This is a genomic window from Streptomyces sp. NPDC046557 (assembly GCF_040645975.1).
In the GTDB taxonomy this organism is placed as follows: Bacteria; Actinomycetota; Actinomycetes; order Streptomycetales; family Streptomycetaceae; genus Streptomyces.
Window position 1 is genome coordinate 116,566 of the sequence record NZ_JBEYZH010000002.1, and the last position, 21,077, is coordinate 137,642.

Annotated in this window: 16 protein-coding genes; 5 read left to right on the forward strand and 11 right to left on the reverse strand. The window is 72.4% G+C overall.

Annotated features, from left to right (window positions below; all coding sequences use genetic code 11):
* Positions 1-9 precede the first annotated feature (9 nt).
* The 4 genes from ABZ934_RS05765 to ABZ934_RS05780 all read right to left on the reverse strand — a co-directional run bounded on the left by ABZ934_RS05765 (position 10) and on the right by ABZ934_RS05780 (position 5,977).
* Complete coding sequence (locus ABZ934_RS05765; RefSeq protein ID WP_361308923.1) at positions 10-2,445, reverse strand: [protein-PII] uridylyltransferase; 2,436 nt, start codon at positions 2,443-2,445, stop codon at positions 10-12.
* Between the two features lie 17 nt (positions 2,446-2,462).
* Positions 2,463-2,801, reverse strand: a complete 339-nt coding sequence (locus ABZ934_RS05770) for a P-II family nitrogen regulator (protein WP_361308925.1) — start codon at positions 2,799-2,801, stop codon at positions 2,463-2,465.
* Entirely contained in the window at positions 2,798-4,144 is a 1,347-nt protein-coding gene (locus tag ABZ934_RS05775) for an ammonium transporter (RefSeq protein WP_361308928.1), read from the reverse strand. Before ABZ934_RS05775 ends, ABZ934_RS05770 begins: the two co-directional genes overlap by 4 nt.
* 309 nt (positions 4,145-4,453) lie before the next feature.
* Complete coding sequence (locus ABZ934_RS05780) at positions 4,454-5,977, reverse strand: hypothetical protein (protein ID WP_361308931.1); 1,524 nt, start codon at positions 5,975-5,977, stop codon at positions 4,454-4,456.
* 405 nt (positions 5,978-6,382) lie between these two features.
* Between ABZ934_RS05780 and ABZ934_RS05785 the strand changes: the two genes are divergently transcribed.
* Entirely contained in the window at positions 6,383-7,051 is a 669-nt protein-coding gene (locus tag ABZ934_RS05785) for a bifunctional DNA primase/polymerase (RefSeq protein WP_361308934.1), read from the forward strand.
* 115 nt (positions 7,052-7,166) lie between these two features.
* Here the strand turns inward: ABZ934_RS05785 and ftsY are convergent, their stop codons facing one another.
* Entirely contained in the window at positions 7,167-8,390 is a 1,224-nt protein-coding gene (gene ftsY / locus ABZ934_RS05790) for a signal recognition particle-docking protein FtsY (RefSeq protein ID WP_361308936.1), read from the reverse strand.
* Positions 8,391-8,523: 133 nt separating this feature from the next.
* Between ftsY and ABZ934_RS05795 the strand changes: the two genes are divergently transcribed.
* Together ABZ934_RS05795 and ABZ934_RS05800 are read left to right on the forward strand one after the other, a co-directional pair.
* Positions 8,524-9,969, forward strand: a complete 1,446-nt coding sequence (locus ABZ934_RS05795) for a cytosine permease (protein WP_361308939.1) — start codon at positions 8,524-8,526, stop codon at positions 9,967-9,969.
* Between the two features lie 62 nt (positions 9,970-10,031).
* Complete coding sequence (locus ABZ934_RS05800) at positions 10,032-11,066, forward strand: LLM class flavin-dependent oxidoreductase (RefSeq protein WP_361308942.1); 1,035 nt, start codon at positions 10,032-10,034, stop codon at positions 11,064-11,066.
* Here ABZ934_RS05800 and ABZ934_RS05805 read toward each other — a convergent pair whose 3' ends face one another.
* From ABZ934_RS05805 to ABZ934_RS05820, 4 genes are all read right to left on the reverse strand, one after another.
* A complete protein-coding gene (locus tag ABZ934_RS05805; protein WP_361308944.1) occupies positions 11,067-12,500 on the reverse strand; it encodes a sugar porter family MFS transporter in 1,434 nt (477 codons plus the stop codon).
* A gap of 210 nt (positions 12,501-12,710) precedes the next feature.
* Positions 12,711-16,886, reverse strand: coding sequence for an AAA family ATPase (locus ABZ934_RS05810; RefSeq protein ID WP_361308947.1), 4,176 nt, complete (start codon positions 16,884-16,886; stop codon positions 12,711-12,713).
* A gap of 247 nt (positions 16,887-17,133) precedes the next feature.
* Entirely contained in the window at positions 17,134-17,343 is a 210-nt protein-coding gene (locus tag ABZ934_RS05815) for a hypothetical protein (RefSeq protein ID WP_136213338.1), read from the reverse strand.
* A 349-nt stretch (positions 17,344-17,692) separates the two neighbouring features.
* Positions 17,693-17,974 (reverse strand): acylphosphatase, encoded by a 282-nt coding sequence (locus tag ABZ934_RS05820; protein WP_361308950.1) that lies wholly within the window; start codon positions 17,972-17,974, stop codon positions 17,693-17,695.
* 129 nt (positions 17,975-18,103) lie between these two features.
* Here ABZ934_RS05820 and ABZ934_RS05825 point away from each other — a divergent pair, with 129 nt between their 5' ends.
* A complete protein-coding gene (locus ABZ934_RS05825; protein WP_361308952.1) occupies positions 18,104-18,982 on the forward strand; it encodes a CAP domain-containing protein in 879 nt (292 codons plus the stop codon).
* Between the two features lie 47 nt (positions 18,983-19,029).
* On the opposite strand, the gene ABZ934_RS05830 is transcribed toward ABZ934_RS05825, so the two are convergent.
* Entirely contained in the window at positions 19,030-19,632 is a 603-nt protein-coding gene (locus ABZ934_RS05830) for a flavodoxin family protein (RefSeq protein ID WP_361308955.1), read from the reverse strand.
* Between the two features lie 126 nt (positions 19,633-19,758).
* On the opposite strand from ABZ934_RS05830, the gene ABZ934_RS05835 reads away from it, so the two are divergent.
* Positions 19,759-20,181, forward strand: a complete 423-nt coding sequence (locus ABZ934_RS05835) for a helix-turn-helix domain-containing protein (RefSeq protein ID WP_361308956.1) — start codon at positions 19,759-19,761, stop codon at positions 20,179-20,181.
* On the opposite strand, the gene mutM is transcribed toward ABZ934_RS05835, so the two are convergent.
* Positions 20,154-21,023: a bifunctional DNA-formamidopyrimidine glycosylase/DNA-(apurinic or apyrimidinic site) lyase gene (gene mutM / locus ABZ934_RS05840; protein WP_361308959.1), complete on the reverse strand. Its 870-nt coding sequence runs from the start codon at positions 21,021-21,023 to the stop codon at positions 20,154-20,156. The two genes, ABZ934_RS05835 and mutM, sit on opposite strands and share 28 nt — an antisense overlap.
* Positions 21,024-21,077 lie beyond the last annotated feature (54 nt).

Consider the following 21,077-nt stretch of genomic DNA (forward strand, 5'->3'; position numbering starts at 1 on the left):
CCCACCGTCTCAGCGCAGGGCCGTCTCGACCGACGCCGCAAGGGCGGCGGCGGCGCGGGGCGGCAGGGGTTTGCCGTCGAGGTCGACCACGTAGAGGGTGTCCACCGCGTTCGCGCCGAGCGTGGAGACGTGGGCGCTGCGGACGCGGACGCCGCCCGCGTCCAGGGCCCGGCCGATCCGGTGGAGCAGGCCCACGGCGTCGGGGGCCCGCACCTCCAGGACGGTGGCCAGGGAGGACGCGTCGGGCATCACCGTCACCCGGGGCGGCGGCGGGACCACCCCGCGCCGTCTGGGGTACGCGGCCTCCCGGTCGGCCAGCTTCGCCGGGACGTCCAGCGACCCGTCGAGCGCCCGGACCAGGTCCGTGCGCAGCCGGGCGGCCTCCGGTAGGGCCCCGTACTCGGCGGCCACCCGCCAGCGGAACACCAGTACCTCCCCCAGCCGGTCCGGCAGCTCCAGCGAGCGCAGGTCGGCCGCTCGGACGGTCAGCCGGTGCAGCGCCAGCACCCCGGCCAGGGCGGGCAGCACCCCGGGCTGGTCGGGGACGGCCACGACCAGGTCCACCCCGACCCCGTCCTCCTCGTGGCGTGCCTCCAGGGCCAGGACCGGCTCCCCGGTGCGCAGCGCCTCCACCGCGAGGCGTTCCTGTTCGGTGACCGGGATGCCCAGTTCGGTGGGGGCGGGTGCCGCGCCCTTGAGGACCGCCCCCACCCGCGAGACGAGGTCCGCCACGAGCGAGCCGCGCCAGGTGCTCCAGGCCGCCGGGCCGGTGGCCAGCGCGTCGGCCTCGGTCAGCGCGTGGAGCAGCTCCAGCGTGCCCGCCGAGCCGACGGCTTCGGCGACGGAGCGCACGGTGGCCGGGTCGTCCAGGTCGCGCCGGGTGGCGGTGTCGATGAGCAGCAGGTGGTGGCGTACGAGGGCGCCGAGCACCGCCACGTCCTCGGCGTCGAAGCCGACGCGGACGGCCATGTCCCGGGCGATGGTCTCCCCCGCCACCGAGTGGTCGCCGGGCCAGCCCTTGCCGATGTCGTGGAGCAGGGCGGCCATCAGGAGCAGGTCGGGGCGGCTGACGCGGCGGGTGAGGGCGGCGGCCCGGACCGCCGTCTCCACCAGGTGCCGGTCCACGGTCCAGGTGTGCACGGGGTTGCGCTGCGGCCGGCAGTGCACCCGCTCCCAGTCGGGCAGCAGCCGGGTGATCAGTCCCTCGGCTTCGAGCGCCTCCCACACCCCGACGGTCGGCTCGCCCGCGCCGAGCAGGGTGATCAGTTGCTCCCGCGCCTCGGCGGGCCAGGGCACGGGCAGCGCCTTGCCCTGGGCCGCGAGGCGGCGTACGGAGTGCAGGGAGACGGGCAGGCCCGCCTGCGCGGCGGCCGCCCCGAAGCGCAGCGCCAGCACGGGGTCCCGGTCGGGCCGGGCGGCGAGGGCGAGGACGGCCTCGCCGTCGGACTCCACGACGCCCTCGGCCAGCGGTGCCCGTTCCACGGCGGGCCCGCGCGCGCCCAGCAGCAGGCCGCGCAGCTTCGGTCGGGCGGCCCGGGACCGCAGGACCCGCCCGACCTCCCGCCAGGTGACGTCCCCGGCGTAGGAGATGACCCGTGCGGCCTCGTACACCTCGCGCAGCAGCGCGTCCGCGTCGAGCAGCCCGAGCCGCGCCGCGACCTGGTCCTGCTCTTGGAGGGAGAGCCGGTCGGTGGCCCGGCCCGTCACCAGGTGCAGGGCGTCCCGGGCGTCGAGCAGCCGCCGCCGGGCCTCGGCCAGCCCCTCGCGCGGGGCGTCGGCCAGCCACGACGCGGCGACGGCGCGCAGCGCGGCGGCGTCGCGGAGCCCGCCGCGGGCCTCCTTGAGGTCGGGCTCCAGCAGGAAGCGCAGCTCACCGGCCTTCTCGGCCCGTTCGCGACAGAGGGCGTGCAGCTGTGGGAGTCGTTTGGCGGCCTGGTTGCGCCAGTCGGCCAGGACGGCGGTGCGCAGCCCGGCGAGGAGTCCGGCGTCGCCGGCGACGGGCCTGGCGTCGAGCAGTCCGAGCTGCACCTTGAGGTCCTCGGCCGCGGTCTTGCGGGCCTCGGCGGGAGTGCGCACGGAGTGGTCCAGGGCCACGCCCAGGTCCCACACCGGGTACCAGAGGCGGTCGGCGAGCGCGCCGAGTGCCTTGGCGGGGGCCTTGCCGTCGTGCAGGAGCAGCAGGTCGAGGTCGCTGCGGGGGGAGAGTTCGGCCCGGCCGTAGCCGCCGACGGCGACGAGGGCCGCGCCCCGGACGCCGGTCTCCCGCGCGGCCCTGGTGAACAGGGCGTTCAGCCAGTCGTCGGTCAGCGCGGACAGGGCGGAACGCCGGGAGGGCCCGGACCGCGACTCCTCCCGGAGGAGTCGCAGCCGGGCCGCGGCGTAGCCGCCGGGTCCCGAGCCGTCCGGATCGGACAGTTCGGCGGTCGTGTTCTCCACACTCGTCACCCGGGGGCTCCCGTCGCCTAGAGCGCGTCCGCGCCGCGTTCGCCGGTGCGGACCCTGATGATCGAGTCCACGGGGACGCTCCACACCTTGCCGTCACCGATCTTGCCGGTGTGGGCGGCGGTGACCAGCACGTTCATCACGTCGTCGGCCGCGTCGTCCTCGACGACCACCTCGATGCGGATCTTCGGTACGAGGTCCACGGTGTACTCGGCGCCCCGGTAGACCTCGGTGTGGCCGCGCTGGCGGCCGTAGCCGCTGGCCTCGGAGACCGTGAGTCCCTGGACCCCGAACCGCTGGAGGGCGTCCTTGATCTCGTCGAGCCGGTGCGGCTTGACGATCGCGGTGATCAGCTTCATGCGTCAACCTTCTTGGTCGCGGCGGCAACGGGGGTGGGTGCGGCGGTGCTCCGGGAGGAGGCGCCGCCGCCCGCCCCGCTGAAGTCGTAGGCGGTCTCGGCGTGCTCGACCTGGTCGATGCCGGAGACCTCGTCGTCCTCGGAGACCCGCATCCCGATCGTCTTGTCGAGCAGGAAGGCGAGGATCGCGGACGCGAGGAGAGAGTAGGCGAGGACGGCGAAGACGCCTACGGCCTGCTTGCCGAGCTGGTCCAGACCGCCGCCGTAGAAGAGGCCCTTGGCGTCGGACTGGACGCCGCCGGTGGCGAAGAGGCCGACGAGGAGGGAGCCGATGATCCCGCCGACGAGGTGGACGCCGACCACGTCGAGGGAGTCGTCGAAATCGAACCGGTACTTCAGGCCGACCGCCATGGCGCAGACGACACCGGCGATGGCGCCGATGGCGATCGCGCCGAGCGGTGAGCAGGAGCCGCCGGAGGGGGTGATGGCGACGAGGCCGGCGACCGCGCCGGAGGCGGCGCCGAGGGTGGTGAAGGAGCCGTGGCGCAGCTTCTCGTAGCCGAGCCAGGCGAGCATGGCGGCAGCGGTGGCGACCTGGGTGTTGACGAACATGACGGCGCCGACGCCGTCGTCGTTGCCGAGCCAGGAGCCGGCGTTGAAGCCGAACCAGCCGAACCAGAGGAGGCCGGCGCCCAGCATGACCAGCGGGAGGCTGTGGGGGCGCATCAGGTCCCTCTTGAAGCCGACGCGCTTGCCGATGACGAGGATCACGCCGAGGGCGGCGGCGCCGGCGTTGATGTGGACGGCGGTGCCGCCGGCGAAGTCGATGACGCCGAGCTTGAAGAGCCAGCCGCCGGTGCCCCAGACCCAGTGGGCGACGGGGAAGTAGACGAGGCTCACCCACAGGGCGGTGAACAACGCCCAGGCGCTGAACTTGACGCGGTCGGCGAGGGCGCCGCTGATCAGGGCGGGGGTGATGACGGCGAACATCAGCTGGAAGACGGCGAAGACGTAGACCGGGATGGTGTAGCCGTCCCAGAGCTCGGTGATGCCGATGCCGCTCAGTCCGACGTAGTCGGAGTTCCAGCCGATGAGGGAGCCCGCGTCGGTGCCGAAGGCGAGGCTGAAGCCGTAGAGGACCCACAGGATCGTGACGATCCCGAGGCTGATGAAGCTCATCATGAGCATGTTGAGGCTGCTCTTGACGCGGACCATGCCTCCGTAGAAGAAGGCGAGTCCCGGGGTCATCAGCATGACCAGGGCGGAGCAGATGAGCATGAACCCGGTGTTCGCGGCAGAGAGGGAGGGGGCGTCTGCCGCGAGGGTCGTGATGGCTGATGCCATCGGCGTCTCCTCGTCGTCGTACGTGCGCGTGCGGGCGATCGTGGCTACTTGAGCGGCGCGGGGTATGGGGCCCGCTGGTGTGGGCCTGGAGGCCGGCCGGTTAATGCCCCTGAGATTCGCGCAGCCCGGTTTCCGGCGCCGCCGCTCGATGTTTCGCACCGGTGACGAAGGCGCTCGTGGTGTTACGGGGGGATGAACGTCACCAAGCCGGCCGCGGCGGGGACCCGGGTGGCCTGGCTGGGGGAGCCTGATCGGGCTTCACGGGGTCGGCCGCCGCGGCCGGGGCTGGGGGGACGGCTGTCAGGGCCGTCAGACGGCCTCCGCCGCTTCGGGGAGCCGGGAGGCGAGGTGATCGGTGAGCCGGACCACCTCGGCGACGTCGCCGTACTCACGGGCCGCGGTGTCGACGGTCTTGCGCAGCCGGGTGTTCACCCGTTCGGACCGTACCTTTCGGGCCACGTCTAGGGCCTGGTCGACGAGGACGGTCGCCTGCTCGGGCTCGCGCTGGAGGAGGTGGACCGTGGCCATGCCGATGAGGTTCAGGGCGTACGAGCGCTGGTGCTCCGGGTCCTTCGCGAACAGCTCGACGGCCCGTTCCATGACGGGTTCGGCGAGGGAGGCGTAGGTGGGGCTGCGGCCGGCGACGTAGGCGAGGTCCCGGTAGGAGTGGGAGTTCTCGCCGTTGAGCTCGGCCTCGGAGAAGAAGCGGATCCAGTCGGGCTCGGGCTCGCCGTCGAAACCGACGTCGCCGAAGGTGTCCTCGGCCATCCGGACGGCGCGCTTGCAGCGGCTGGGCTGGCCCATGTTGGCGTACGCGCGGGCCTCCATCGCATACAGCATGGCCTGGGTGCGGGGACCGGCGCAGTCGCGGCTTCCGTACTGGGCGAGGTGGATGAGTTCCAGGGCGTCCTCGGGGCGTCCGAGGTGGATCATCTGGCGGCCCATGTTGGAGAGGATGTAGGAGCCGAGCGGCTTGTCGCCGCCCTCCTTGGCGGCGTGCAGCGCGAGGACGAAGTACTTCTGCGCGGTGGGGTGCAGGCCGATGTCATAGCTCATCCAGCCCGCCAGTTCGGCGAGTTCGGCGGCGACCTTGAAGAGGCGTTTCATGACGGGCGCCGGGTGGCTCTCCTGGAGCAGGTCGGTGACCTCGTGGAGCTGTCCGACGACCGCCTTGCGGCGCAGGCCGCCGCCGCACTGGGCGTCCCACTGGCGGAACATCACGGTGGTGGCTTCGAGCAGGTCGAGTTCCGGATCGGAGAGCCCGGCCGGCCGGTAGCCTGCGATGGGTCCCGCCGGCCCGCCCTCGATGCGCGATCCGGGGTCGGCGGCCGGGACCGGGACGAGCCAGCGCTGCATGGGCTCGATGAGGGCGGGACCGGCGGAGAGGGCGAGGGAGGTCCCCAGGAAGCCGCGGCGGGCCAGCATCAGGTCGCTGCGGGAGAACTCGCTGAGCAGTTCGACCGTCTGCGGTCCGGCCCAGGGCAGGTCGACGCCGGACACGGACGGGGTCTGGTGGGCGGTGCGCAGGCCGAGCTGTTCGATGGCGACGACGGAACCGAAGCGTTCGGAGAACAGCTCGGACAGGATGCGCGGGACGGGTTCGCGGGGCTGTTCACCGTCGAGCCAGCGGCGTACCCGCGAGGTGTCGGTGCTGATGTGGTGGGCGCCCATCTGGCGGGCCCGGCGGTTGACCTGGCGGGCGAGTTCGCCCTTGGACCAGCCGCTGCGCACGAACCAGGAACTGAGCTGCTCGTTGCGGACGACGGTGTCCGACGGCGCCTCCGAGGACGCGGACGACTGCCCGTTCCTTCCGCTTGCGCCGTTGCCGCTCACTGGAACGCCCCCATCCGTTAAGCCTCTTCCGCACAAACCCTGACCGGAACGTCGGCCACCGCCACGGACTTCACAAGTCCTTCACGTATTGCCTCCGGCATACCCACGGATGGGGTCGCCTCCGGGGTTCGTGCACCGAAAGTAATCCTACGATCACCCCTCCGGCGAGCCCGACCGTGGAAACGCCACCATTCGCCACCCCTTCGAATGAACTCGCCACGGGCCAGGCGCGATTCACTTGACAGGAAGGCGAAACGGAATGGTTGGACGGGAGCGCGGACGGGGCGCGCGCGGCGAGGAGTGCGCCGGGCAGTCCCGAGGGAAGCCGTACCCCGACCCGCCGGACATCAGGTCTCGCCGCGTCGTAACCACCGGCGCGTCCGACCCGTTGGAGGGGGCATGGGCATGGGCTTCACGATCGGCGGCAGCCGCGGCACCAAGGAGTTCCGTTCCGGCTCGCGGCGGCGCGGACGGACCTCGGAGTGCACCGCGGTGGCCGAGTACACCGGACTGTGGGGCTGGGACGCGGTCCCCGGCGCCCGCGCCGCGGCACCCGGACGCGACTGCTCCTGCGGTCATACGAATTGCCGCGCGCCGGGGGCGCACCCGCTGGACTTCGCCCCCACCGTGCCCGCGGGGGCGACCCTGGGCGAGGTCGCCGAAATCTGGGACGAGTACCCGGGCGCCGCGATCCTGCTCCCCGTCGGCCGCGTCTTCGACGTCATCGAGGTCTCCGAGGAAGCCGGCCGGCGCGCGCTGGTCCGGCTGGAGCGGATGGGCCTGCCGCTCGGTCCCGTCACGGTGACCCCGGACGGCCGGGCGCAGTTCTTCGTGGCCCCGGGCGCGGCGGCCGGGCTGCCGCAGTTGTTGTACCGGATGGGCTGGGACGACGCCGATCTGGACCTGCGCGCCCTGGGGACCGGCGCCTTCCTGACGGCCCCACCCTCCGACCACGCGGGCCTCGGCCCGGCCGCCTGGCTGCGGCCGCCCGCGCTCGACTGCGTGGGCGGCGCCCCGCAGGCCCGGCTGCTGCTCGGGACGCTGGCGTACATCTGCCACCGCTTCCGCCACTGAGGACCTGCGCCGCGCCGCCGTACGTACGTATGCCAGTGCCCCCGCGTCCGGTCCGGATGCGGGGGCACTGGCATACGTACGTACGGCGGCGCGGGCGCGGCGCGGCCCGCGGGGCTCAGTCGCCGATCAGGGCGTCGACGAACGCCTCCGGCTCGAAGGGGGCCAGGTCGTCCGGGCCCTCGCCGAGACCGATCAGCTTGACGGGGACGCCCAGCTCGCGCTGGACGGCGACGACGATGCCGCCCTTCGCGGTGCCGTCGAGCTTGGTCAGCACGATGCCGGTGATGTCCACGACCTCGGCGAAGACACGCGCCTGGGTCAGGCCGTTCTGCCCGGTGGTCGCGTCCAGGACCAGCAGGACCTCGTCCAGCGGGCCGTGCTTCTCCACGACGCGCTTGACCTTGCCGAGCTCGTCCATGAGCCCGGTCTTCGTGTGCAGCCGGCCGGCGGTGTCGATGAGCACGACGTCGGCGCCCTCGGCGATGCCCTCCTTGACCGCGTCGTAGGCGATCGAGGCGGGGTCACCGCCCTCGGGCCCGCGGACGGTGCGCGCGCCGACCCGGTCGCCCCAGGTCTGGAGCTGGTCGGCGGCGGCCGCGCGGAAGGTGTCGGCCGCGCCGAGTACGACGCTGCGGCCGTCGGCGACCAGCACCCGGGCCAGCTTGCCGGTGGTCGTGGTCTTGCCGGTGCCGTTGACGCCGACGACCATCACGACACCCGGGGTGTCCACGCCGCTCTCGGTCTTCACCGCGCGGTCGAAGTCCGTGCCGACCAGGGTCAGCAGCTCTTCCTTCAACAGGGTGCGCAGTTCGGCCGGGGTGCGGGTGCCGAGCACCCGGACCCGCTCACGGAGCCGGTCCACCAGCTCCTGCGTCGGGACGACACCGACGTCGGCGATGAGGAGGGTCTCCTCGATCTCCTCCCAGGTGTCCTCGTCGAGGTGCTCGCGGGAGAGCAGCGTGAGCAGCCCCTTGCCGAGCGAGTTCTGCGAGCGGGCGAGCCGCGCGCGCAGCCGGACCAGACGGCCGGCGGTGGGCTCGGGCACCTCGATCTCGGGGGCGGGCGCGAGCCCGACCACCGGGTCCTCGACGGCGACCGGCGACTCGACGGCGGTCTGCGCGTCGGGAAGCTCGACCTCCTCGATCGTGCGGCGCGGCTCTTCCGCCGTCGGTGCGGCGTCCTCCCCGACCTGCGGTTCGGCGGGCGGGGCAGTGATGGTCGGCGTGCTCGGCGGCGCCGTGGGCGGCAGCTGCTTCTTCTTGCGGCTGCTGACCACGAGCCCGCTGACCGCGCCGACCGCGACCAGGGCGATGACTACAGCGAGAATGAGGATTTCCATAACCCACCCAGTATGGCGTGAGGTCTCCCGGGTCCCCTGAGCCGGAGCTGTGCCCGGGGCCGAATCCTCAATTTGTGCTTTTCCGGGCGAAAATACGATGATGTACGACTCCCCCACATCCCCGGAGTCGTACATGCCTGCCGAGCCCGCAGAGTCCGCGGTCGAGACCCGCGGCCTGGAGCCCGTCCCGGACAGCGAGCGCGGCGGTCGCGTCCGCGAGCTCGTCCCCACCTGGGTCGCCGCGAACATCAGCGTGCTGCTGCTGACCATGGGCGCCGGGCTGGTGATCTTCAACAAGTTGAACATCTGGCAGGTGCTCGTCGTCGCGCTCGCCGCGCCCGTCGTCTCGTACGGCATGGTCGGGCTGATCTCGATCGCGGGCAAGCGCGGCGGCTCCCCGGGCATGGCGCTCTCGCGGGCGGTCTTCGGGCAGCGCGGGAACCTCTTCCCCGGCGCGCTGATCTGGGTGGCCCGCTGGGGCTGGGAGACCATCAACGCGGTGAGCGGCGCCTACGCCGTCCTGACCGTCCTGGACCTCCTCTTCGGCGTGCGGCCCAACACCCCGCTGATCGTCGTCACGCTGCTGTTCTTCGTCACCTGCACGTTCGTGGTGTCGGGGCTCGGCATCAACGCCCTGCGGGTCTGCTCGAAGTGGTCGACGTACCTCTTCGGCGCGTTCAGCGTGCTGGTGCTCGGCTATCTGGTCCTCACCACCGACTGGGCCGCCGTCTTCGACAAGCCGGCCGGCTCCACCGCCATGATGATCGCGGGCATCGGCACGATCGCGGCGGGCGGGATCAGCTGGGTCCCGTCCGGTCCGGACTTCACCCGGTACCTGCCGCGCACCGCGTCCGCCAAGGGCATGGTCGGCGCGACGATCGGTGGCGCGGGGATCGTCGTCCTGCCCATGGTGCTCATGGGCGCGGTGATGGCGGTCGGCACTCCCGACCTGGCGTCCGCCGCGGACCCGGTCTCCTTCATCGGGGAGTTGCTGCCGGTCTGGCTGGCGGTCCCGTACCTGCTGATCGCGCTCGTGGGCATGCTGCTGATCAACTCGATGTCCATGTACTCGGCCGGCTTCACCGCGCAGACCCTGGGCATCAGGGTGCCGCGCGCCTGGGCCGTCAGCGTCAACGCCGTCATCAGCCTGGCGTTCGGCTTCCTGCTGATGGTGGTCGCCAAGAGCTTCTTCGGCTCGTTCATCTCCTTCCTGACGCTGCTGGCCGTGGCCTTCTCCGCGTGGATCGGCGTCTTCGGCGTGGACATGCTGCGGCGCGAGACCTACGACGGCCCCGCGCTGCTGGACACGACCCGGGGCAGCGCCTACTGGTACCGCGGCGGCTTCGCCTGGCAGGCCATGACGGCCTGGGGCGCGGCGCTGGTGGTGGGCCTGCTGTTCACCAAGGTGGACTGGTTCGCCGGGCCGCTGTCCGGGAGCTGGATCGGGCGGAACGGGCTGGGCTGGGCGGTCGGCGTCCTCACCTCCGGTGCGCTGTACGCCGTACTGCCGCGCACCGCGCCGTTCGACGGGGCGGCCGAGCCGGAAGAACCCGCGCTCGCCGGATCCCTGTCCAACTGACGCTACGTCAGCTAACGTCCCCCTTCGCCCGTCCACCCCACCAGGCGAAGGGGGACTCCTCCATGCCCATCACCGTGGCCCGGTTCAATCTGGTCGAGCCGAACGGCACCCCCGAGAGCCTGCGCGACCGCTACCGGGCGGCCCTGGAGATGGCCCGGTACGCGGACGACCGCGGGGTCGACACGATCCAGACCGAGGAGCACCACGGCACCGACAACAACTGGCTGCCCTCGCCCTTCGCCTTCGCCGGAGCGGTGTTCGGGGCCACGCGCCGGATCGCCGTCACCGTCTCGGCGATCATCGGGCCGCTCTACGACCCGTTGAAGGTGGCGGAGGACATCGCCGTCCTCGACCTGCTGAGCGGTGGCCGGCTGGTGACCGTCGCGGGCATCGGCTACCGGCCGCAGGAGTACGAGCAGCAGGGGGTGGAGTGGGGCCGGCGCGGCAAGCTCCAGGACGAGTTGCTGGAGACGCTGCTCCGGGCGTGGACCGGCGAGCCCTTCGTCTTCCGCGGCCGCACGGTACGGGTCACCCCGCGGCCGTTCACCCGGCCGCACCCGCTGCTGCTGGTCGGCGGCAGCTCCGAGGCGGCGGCCCGGCGCGCGGCCCGGCTGGGGCTGCCGTTCTTCCCGAGCGCGCACCTCCCGGAGCTGGAGACCTACTACCGGGCCAGGCTGGCGGAGTACGGCACGGAGGGCTTCTGCGTGATGCCCGCCGCCGAGACCCCGCTGCTGCACATCGCGGAGGACCCCGACCGGGTGTGGGCCGAGCACGGCGCGTGCTTCCTGCACGAGGCGGGCATGTACGCGTCCTGGCAGTCCAAGGACATCCGCAGCGCGGTGCGCTCGACCGCGCGCTCGGTGGCGGAGCTGCGCGCGGAGCGCGTGTACCGGGTCCTGACCCCGGAGCAGGCGGTGGCGTACGCCCGGGGGGCGGGCGACGCGGGGAACCTGGTGCTGCACCCGCTGTGCGGCGGGATGCCCGTCGACGAGGGCCGGCGCAGCCTGCAACTGCTGTGCGAACAGGTACTGCCCCGGCTCAAGGGCCGAGCCGGGGCAGTACCTGTCGAAGAGGAGAGGGGGCGGTGGCGGGGATGATTACCCCATCTCCTCCAACGCCTTGCCCTTGGTCTCCGGCACCCACTTGAGGATGAACGGGATCGAGAGCGCGGCGAAGACCGCGTAGATGACATACGCCCCGGACAGGCTCCAGTCGGCCAGCGACGGGAACGTCACGGTGATGACCCAGTTGGCGATCCACTGGGCGGCGGCGGCGACGCCGAGCGCGGCGGCGCGAATGCGGTTGGGGAACATCTCGCCGAGCAGCACCCAGACCACCACGCCCCAGGACAGCGCGAAGAAGAGCACGAAGGAGTGCGCGGCGACCAGCGCGACCGTGCCTTGGGTGTCGGGCATGGAGATGTTGTCGCCGGTGCCCTTCTTGAAGGAGAACGCCCACGCGGCGATGCCGAGGGAGATCGCCATGCCGACGGAGCCGATGAGGGCGAGCGGCTTGCGCCCGAGCCGGTCCACGAAGATCATCGCGATCACCGTGCCGATGATGTTGATGATCGAGGTGGTGAAGGCGTAGAGGAACGAGCTGGTCGGGTTGATGCCGACGGACTGCCACAGCGCGGAGCTGTAGTAGAAGATCACGTTGATGCCGACGAGCTGCTGGAAGACGGAGAGGCCGATGCCGATCCAGACGATGGGCAGGAAGGCGAAGCGGCCGCCGAGCAGGTCCCGGAAGGTGGACTTGTGCTCGGATCGCATCGCGTGCTCGATCTCGGCGGCCCGCGCGTCGAGGTCGACGCCGGAACCCTCGACCTCGCCCAGCACCTTCTTGGCGTCGTCGGTACGGCCGATCGAGATCAGGAAGCGCGGGGACTCGGGGATGACGAAGGACATCAGCCCGTAGAGGACGGCCGGGACGACCATCACGCCGAGCATCCACTGCCAGGCTTCGAGGCCGCCGATCTTGCCGCGCTGGTCGCCGTCCGCGAGGTTCAGGATGCCCCAGTTGACCAGCTGCGAGACGGCGATGCCGATGACGATGGCCGCCTGCTGGAACGAGGCGAGCCGGCCGCGGTAGGCGGCCGGCGAGACCTCGGCGATGTAGGCGGGGCCGATGACCGAGGCCATGCCGATGCCGAAGCCGCCGATGACTCGCCACATGGCGAGGTCCCAGAGGGCGAACGGCAGGGCGGAGCCGATGGCGCTCACGGTGAACAGGGAGGCGGCGATCTGCATGCAGCGGATACGGCCGATCCGGTCGGCGATCCGGCCGGCCGTGGCCGCGCCGATCGCGCAGCCGATCAGGGCTGCCGCGATCACTTGCGCGAGGGTGCCGGAGCCGACGTCGAAGCGGTCCCGGATCGCGACTACGGCGCCGTTGATGACCGAGCTGTCGTATCCGAAGAGGAAACCGCCCATGGCCGCGGCCGCGGTGATGAAGATGACGTGCCCGAGGTGGTCGGGGTGGGGCGGGCGTCCGCCGCCCGAGGCCGACGCCTGCTCTGTTCTGCTGGTCAAGGTCTGCTCCTGCGTGCCCGGCTGCGGTGGCGGGTGGGGGTGGTTCCTTTCAAGTGGCGCACAAGTGGGGAACCGGCACCACCCGAAGGGATAAGGCAGCGGAGCAGAGCTTATGTCTTCAGTTTGTGAAGTCAACACTTCGCTCGGGTTACGTTCATAAGCCTTGAGGTTCACTTCTTGAATGAACGCTGGTCGGATGCCACGATCCGGTCAGCGCAGCCGCTGACTGATGACCTTCGACACGCCGTCGCCCTGCATCGAGACGCCGTAGAGGGCGTCCGCGATCTCCATCGTCCGCTTCTGGTGCGTGATGACGATCAGCTGCGAGCTCTCCCGTAGCTCCGCCATGATGCGGATGAGCCGCTGCAGGTTGGTGTCGTCAAGGGCAGCCTCCACTTCGTCCATCACGTAGAACGGGCTGGGCCGGGCCTTGAAGATGGAGACCAGCAGGGCCACGGCGGTCAGCGACCGCTCCCCGCCGGAGAGCAGGGAGAGCCGCTTGACCTTCTTGCCCGGCGGCCGGGCCTCCACGTCCACCCCGGTGGACAGCATGTCGTCCGGATCGGTGAGCACCAGCCTGCCCTCGCCGCCCGGGAACAAACGCGCGAACACTCCCTCGAACTCGCGGGCCGTATCCCGGTACGCCTCCGTGAAGACCTGTTCCACCCGCTGGTCGACCTCCTTCACGACTTGAAGGAGATCCGCCCGCGTCTTGCGCAGGTCCGCAAGCTGCTCACTGAGGAACTTGTGACGCTCCTCCAAGGCCGCGAACTCCTCCAGCGCGAGCGGGTTGACCTTGCCGAGCTGCTGGTACGCGCGCTCCGCCGCCCTCAGGCGCTTCTCCTGCCGGGCGCGGTCGAAGGGGCCCGGACGGTTGCGCGGGTGCTCCGGGTCCTCGGGAAGCTCCTCCCCCTCGGCGGGCGGCGACGGCGGCACCGGCTGGTCGGGGCCGTACTCGGCGACCAGCCCGGCCGCCCCCACCCCGAACTCCTCCAGGGCCCGGCTCTCCACCTGCTCGATCCGCATCCGCTTCTCGGCGCCGAGCACCTCGCCCCGGTGCACGGAGTCGGTGAGCTTGTCCAGCTCCCCCTTGAGGTCACGCCCCCGGGCGCGGGCGTCGGCGAGCTCCCTTTCCCGCAGGCCCTTGGCCCGCTCGGCGAGGGACCGTTCCTGCTCGGCCCGGCCGATCGACACCTCCAGGTGCGCGAGCAGTTGCCGCGCGCCGTCGGCGACCGCCCGGGCCACCTCCGCCTCGTGGCGCAGCCGCTGCCGGCGGCGCTCCGCCCGGGCGCGGGCCTCGCGCTCGGCGCGGGCGGCGCGGTCGAGGGAGTCCGCGCGACCCGCCAGCCCGCTGACCCGCTCCTCGTGGGTGCGGAGCTGGAGCCGGGCCTCCATCTCGGTCTGCCGGGCGTTGGCGCCGTCGGCGGCGAGCCGGTCCCGGGCGGAGGTGTCGGGTTCCTGTTGCACGGGCATCTCCTCGGCGACCGCGAGCCGCTCGGCGCACTCCTCGACCTCCAGCCGGGCCTGGTCCAACGCGTCCTGCGCCCGGGCCGCGGCGGCGGCGCTCCGCTCGGCCTCGCCGGCGGCGCCCTTGGCCTGTCCGGCGAGCCTGCCGAGCTGCTGCGCGACCTGGGCGCGGGCCTGTTCGCCGGCCCGGCGCCGCTCGCCCAGCTCGTCCACGAGGGCGGCTGCGGCCCGGCGCCCGTCCTGGGCGGCGTCCTGAGCGGCGGCGAGCCGTGCGCACTCGGCCTCCAGACGGGTGAACTCGGCATCGGCCTCGTCCACGGCGGCCTGCACTTCGAGCAGGCTGGGCGCCCCGGCGGAACCGCCGTGGGCGATGTGGGTGCCGAGCACGTCCCCGTCTGCGGTCACTGCCACGAGGTCGGGGTGCTCGGCGACGACCGCCTCGGCCTGCGCCAGGGTCGATACCACTACGTAGTCCCGCAGCACCCACCCGATGGCCCGTACCACCGCTGTGTCGCCCTCCACCAATACGGCGGCGGCCACGGCCGACTCCAGACCCACGGCCCCGTGCCGCGCCGCGCGACGCTCCTGCCCGGCCGCCGTCACGGCCCGCGAGCCGGCCCCGTCCGGGGCGCCGGCGGAGGAGGCTTCGGACCGGCCTGTGCCGTTCCGGAGCGCGCCGGTTGTCCCGTCGGGGACCCCGCCGGGCCGCGCGGGCTGCGCCGGGACCCCGCCGGGCGGGACGGCCCGGGCGGCGGACGCGCTCAAGGGACCTCCGGCGGTGCCGTGTGCCCCCCGCTGCGCGGCCCCGCCGAGGCAGCCCTCCGACCGGCCGGTCCCGTTCCGGAACCCACCGGCTGCGCCGTCGCAGGTGGCCTCCTGCGCCCCACCGACGGCAGCGTCACCACGCTGCGGGACGGCCTGCCCCGAGGAGGCGCCCGGGACGCCGGCCTCGCTCTGCCCCGAGGAGGCGCCCGGCCCCCCGGCCTCGCCCTGCACCGGGGTGCCGTCCGGGGTGCCGACCTCGGAGTCAGTCCAGCCCTGCGCCGAGGTGCCGTCACGGCTGCCGGCCGCGGGACCCGGCACGCCGGCCTCGGAACCGGCCCCGCCCTGCGCCGGGGTGCCGATCGGTGGCGTGGGCTGCGCCGAGGAGGCGCCCGGGGTGCCGGGCTGGTTCGGGAGGGGGAGCGCGGGGTCGGCGCCCGGAGGGGTGATCAGCAGCGTCGCACGGCCCGCGTCCGCCTCGCGGAGGTGGCGGATGGCCTCCGCCGCCTCCCCCGGCGACGCGACCGCCACCGCGTCGGCCGCCGCGCCCAGCGCCGCCGCCACCGCGACCTCGTACCCCGCCGCCACCCGGACCCGTTCGGCCGCGGGCCCCAGCAAACCGCCCAGCCGGTCCCCGGCGTCCGCGGCCAGCAGCGCCCCGGTGCCGTCCTTGCGCCGCAGGCCCAACGCCAGCGCGTCCCGCCGCGCCGACACCGCCGCCCGCGACCGCTCCGCCGCGGTCAGTGCCTCACGCGCCCCGGCCAGCTCCGCGTCCGCCTGCTCCAGCCGGTTCCGCGCCGCCTCGTACTCCCCCTGCGCCGACGGTTCGTCGAGGCCGCCGACCTCCTCCGCCAGCGCCTCGTACTCGGCCTGCGCGGCCTCCGCCCGGGCCCCCGCCTCGTCCCTGGCCGCGATCAACCGGTCGATCTCCGCCTGCGCCGCGCCCGCCCGGGACCGCGCAGCGCCGAGCCGCCCGGTCAGCCGGGCCAGCCCCTCGCGCCGGTCGGCGATGGCCCGCGCCGCGTCCCGCAGCCGCCGCTCCTCCTCCGCCAGCGCCCGCTCCAGCTCCGCCCGGTGTTCGACGGTGTCCTCCAGCGCCCGCGAGGCCGCCTCCAGCGCCGCGGTCAACTCCGCCTCCTGCTCGCGGATCCGCTCGGCCTCCCGTTCCAGCTCCTCGGGATCACGGCCGCGTCGCTCCTCCTCCGCCGGGGCCGAGGCCGACTTGACCCGCGCCTCGGCCAGTGACGCCGTCCCCCGTACCCGCTCGGCGAGCTGCGACAGCTCGTACCAGGTCTGCTGCGCCCGGTGCAGGCGCGGCGCGAGGTCCCGTACCGCCTCCTCCAGCTCCGCCTCGCGCCGCAGCGCCCCCGCGAGTTCACGCTCCGCCGACTCCTTGCGCTCCTTGAGCGCCGCCTCGTCGGCGATCTCCGCCTCCAGCGCGCCCCGCAGCGCGACGAGGTCGTCGGCGAGCAGCCGCAGTCGCGCGTCCCGCAGGTCCGCCTGGATCACCGCCGCCCGGCGGGCCACCGCCGCCTGCCGCCCGAGCGGCTTCAACTGGCGCCGGAGCTCGTCGCCCAGGTCCTGCACGCGCGCCAGGTTGACCTGCATCGCGTCCAGCTTCCGCAGCGCCTTCTCCTTGCGCTTGCGGTGCTTGAGCACACCGGCCGCCTCCTCGATGAAGGCTCGGCGGCCCATCGGGTCGGCGTGCAGGACCGAGTCGAGTTGGCCCTGTCCGACGATGACGTGCATCTCGCGGCCGATGCCGGAGTCGGAGAGCAGTTCCTGGATGTCGAGCAGCCGGCAGGTGTCCCCGTTGATCTGGTACTCGCTGCTGCCGCCGCGGAACATGATCCGGGTGAGGGTCACCTCGGCGTACTCGATGGGCAGGGCGCCGTCGGAGTTGTCGATGGTCAGGGACACCTCGGCGCGGCCGAGCGGGGGGCGTCCCGTCGTGCCGGCGAAGATGACGTCCTCCATCTTCCCGCCGCGCAGGGACTTGGCCCCCTGTTCGCCCATGACCCAGGACAGCGCGTCCACCACGTTCGACTTCCCCGACCCGTTGGGGCCCACGACGCAGGTGATCCCGGGTTCGAACCGCAGGGTGGTGGCGGAAGCGAAGGATTTGAAGCCACGCAGGGTCAGGGACTTGAGGTGCACGCCGCCGGACTCTACCTTTCACGTTCGGTTTCGCCCTCGAAGGTCGCGGGCAGATCAGACGTTGAAGGAAACAGCCCCCACCTGGCCCAATTCCCTCGGACGGCACATCCGTAACCACGGCGGCGGTGGTGGGCGGCGGGGAGAGGGCGACAGGGGCGCCGGGAGGGCCGGGAAAGGAAGAAGGGACGCCGAAGCGTCCCTTGCAGATCGTGCTGGCTGGAGTCTAGCGTCGACGCGAGAGCGCGGATCAGGTGAGCGCAGGCTCCGCCTGGGATACGTCGAGGGTGTCCAGCAACGTGTCTCCGTGCTGAGCGGCGGCCGCGTTCAGTGCGTCGTTTTCGGACTGAATTCGTCCGAGTTCGGACTCGAGGTCCTGGACGCGCTGCTGAAGCCGTCGCATCTCGGCGAGGAGTCGCGGGTCAGAACCGCCGACGTAACCGAGAAGCGCCTTTGCCATGATGGATGGTCCTCCACACTGAGTGACCGACCGAAGCGGTGTGGGTCGTGAGGGAATCGCACCCGCGGCGGTCCGGCAGCAACTGTCAGTTACTGCGCTTACTACTGTCAGCGCTGCCAAACAGCTCAGGTGCGCGGGGCTTCCAGCGTCTCACCAAAAAGTTTGACGGTCAACACGATCACGCCCTGTATCGGCGGGCGGCCCGGCCCTCGCGGCGGAGGCGGAGATCATCCTCGACTCCGAGCCTTCCACGTTCCGGCGCGCGCGGCAATGCCGCAGCGAGAAATCCGCAGTTCCGAGCGGGTGGGGACCGGCCGCGGATCGGATCAGCGCATGATCGGCCGATCCGTCACCGGATCGCGAACCCGTCGTAGCCACCGCGCGGTGTGCCCCAGATCTCTGTCACTCCGTCCACCCTCCCGGGCGTGTCGGCCGAGCGCAGCCAGTCCAGCAGCCGGTGGCAATTCTCACGTTGACCCTCGGCCACGACCTGCACTCGACCGTCGTCCAGGTTCAGCGCGAAGCCGACCAGGCCTCCGATCTCCAGGGCATTGGCCCTGGTGAACCAGCGGAAGCCCACTCCCTGCACACGGCCGCGCACCCATGCGGTCAGCCGGACGTCTTCATTCATGCGTGAACGCTAACCGGACGATCACTTTCCAGACACATCACCCCCCTGGGCCCATGGCGTACAGTCGCGCACCAATGAACTCACCCATTTGGGTGAGTTAGGGATGATCTTGTAAGGAAGGCCAGCCGGATGGGACGCCACCGACTCCACGCCGCGCCGCCCCGCGGCGGCAAGCGCCGCACCGCCGTGCGCAACGGTCTGCTGGGCGTCTCCGTGGCCGTGGCGCTCGGCACGGCGGCGGTCACCACCGGCCTGGTACCGGTCGGGCACTCCTTCCCCTACGTCGGCACGGACTCCGACCCCAAGACCGAGGCCAAGGCTTCGCCGACCCCGGACAGCGCCGGCTCCCTCCGGCAGCAGGGCGGCCTCACCGGACTCCCGGGCCGGGCCGTCCCCTCCTCCGGGGAGAGCGGCAGCGCCTCCGCGACCCCCTCCGCTTCACCTTCCCCCTCCGCTTCGCCCTCCGCCTCCGTCTCCGCCTCCCCGTCCCCGACACCCACCCCCGCCGCGTCGAAGAAGGCCCCGGCGCCGGTGAAGACCACGGTCGCCCCGAAGCCCCCGAAGCCGGCGGCCCCCAAGCCCCCCGCCCCCCTGCCCGCCACCCCCCTGCCCGCCACCCCCGCGACGGGCAACTCCTCCGAGGAGGCGGCCGTCCTCACCCTGGTGAACCAGGAGCGCGCCCAGGCGGGATGCGGCCCGGTCCGGGCCAACCCGCCGCTCGCCTCCCTGGCGGCGGCGTTCAGCAAGGACATGGCGGTCCGGGGCTTCTTCGACCACACCGACCCCGACGGCCGCACCCCCTGGGACCGCGCCCAGGCCGCCGGCATCTCCGGCCTCGGCGGCGAGAACATAGCCCGGGGCCAGGGTGACGCGGCCTCGGTGATGAAGGCGTGGATGGACAGCCCGGGTCACAAGGCCAACATCCTCAACTGCGAGTTCCGCACCCTGGGCGTCGGCGTCTATCTCGCCGCCGGCGGCCCGTGGTGGACCCAGGACTTCGGCTTCTGACCGAAGCGGTCACAAGCCGGCGCGGGTCAGCCGCCGGGCGAAGCGCGTCAGCCGGCCAGCGCGGCGCGACCGGCCACGATGACACGGGTGTGCTCCGCGACGCGGCGGCCGAGGTGCTCGGCGGTGGCTATGTCGGCCTTGTGGACGTCCTCGACACCGTGGTCGGTGTGGGTCTGGGCGGCCGCGCCCGCGAAGAAGCCCAGACGGTTGAGGTCGTACTCCGAGGCGGTGCTGGAGTTCCAGCCCGGCTTGAGACCGAGGTTGACCCAGCTCATGGCGTGCTGCGCGGCGAGCGTCTGGAAGTAGCCCAGCGTGCCGGACTTGTCGCCGCTCTTCGAGCCGGAGTTCGTGAAGCCGGCGGCGACCTTGTCCTGCCAGACATCGCCGAACCAGCGCTTCGAGGTCGCCTCGGCGAACGCGTGGAAGGCGCCGGAGGCGGTGCCCATGTAGGTCGGCGAGCCGAAGACGATCGCGTCGGACGCGTCGAGGAGCGCCCACTGCGCGTCGTCGATCTCGTCGACCTTGATCAGGTGGACCGTGGCTCCGACCTCGGCGGCGCCCTCACGGACGGCCTGCGCGAGGACCGCGGTGTGCCCGAATCCGGAGTGGTAGGCGATGGAGACGACGGGGGCGTGGGCAAGGGCGGACATGCGGTTCTCCTCAAAGGTCTGACAGTGCCCGCCTCGCGACGGCGGCGAAGCGGCGAACCCAGAGAAGCACTAACTTTTTGAAAGCGCAAGCCCCCGGTGAGCGCTGTGGAGGGGTACGCTTTCCGCATGGAGAAACCCCTCTCTACCGAGACGACCTACACGGACCTGCCGTTCGACGTGTTCGCGCGCACCTGCCCCTCGCGGGAGACCCTGGAGCACGTCACCGGCCGCTGGGGCAGCCTCACCGTGGGCGCGCTGCGCGAAGGCCCGTGCCGCTTCAACGAACTGCGCCGCCGGGTCGACGGCGTGAGCGAGAAGATGCTCTCGCAGACCCTGCACGCGCTGGAGCGGGACGGCATCGTCACCCGTGACGCCCAGCCCACCAACCCGCCCCGCGTGGACTACGAGCTGACGCCCCTCGGTCGGGAGGTCGCCGACCGCCTGCTGTCGCTGATCCACTTCCTGGAGGGCAGCATGTCCGAGGTGCTGTCCTCCCGGCAGTCCTACGACTCCCGACGGTCCTACGAGGGCAGCCGCGGCGGTCGCTGACAGCGCGGGCAGAAGTAGCTCGACCGGTTCATCCACGGCCGGCGCCGCATCGGTGTGCCGCAGCGCCGGCAGGGCTCGTCCTCGCGTCCGTACGCGTCGAGCGACCGGTCGAAGTAGCCGGACTCCCCGTTCACGTTGACGTAGAGGCTGTCGAAGCTGGTCCCGCCGACATCGAGGGCGGCGCTCATGACCTCCCGCACGTGCGTGAGGAGTTCCGTGCTCCGGGGGCGCGTGAGCGTGGCGGTGGGGCGCTCGTAGTGCAGCCGCGCCCGCCACAGCGCCTCGTCCGCGTAGATGTTGCCGACCCCGCTGATCAGCGACTGGTCCAGCAGCGCCCGCTTGAGGGTGGTCCGCTTGGCGCGCAGGGCCAAGTGGTAGGAGGGCTCGTCGAACAGGGGGTCCAGCGGGTCGCGCGCGATGTGCGCGATGACGTCGGGCAGTCCCTCGGGGCTGCCGGGGACGGTCTCGTGCAGCGAGAGCCCGCCGAAGGTGCGCTGGTCGACGAAGCGCAGCTCGGTCCCGGCGTCGTCCGTGAAGCGCACCCTGATCCGCAGGTGCTTCTCGTCGGGCGCGTCGTTCGGCTGCACCAGCAACTGCCCGCTCATCCCGAGGTGGCCCAGCACCGAAAGGTCCCGACCCTCCAGCGGCAGCCACAGGTACTTGCCGCGCCGCATCGGCACCCCGAAGGTCTGACCGGTCAACCGCGCGACGAAGTCGGCACCGCCGCCTATATGGCGGCGTACGGCCCGGGGGTGCAGCACCTCCACGGCGCCGACGGTCCGCCCGGCCACCCAGCGCTCCAAGCCCCGTCGCACGACTTCGACTTCGGGCAGCTCGGGCACGGGTTCCTCCGACGGTCTCGGTTCTGCGGTGCTCACTCGTGAGCGTACCGGCCC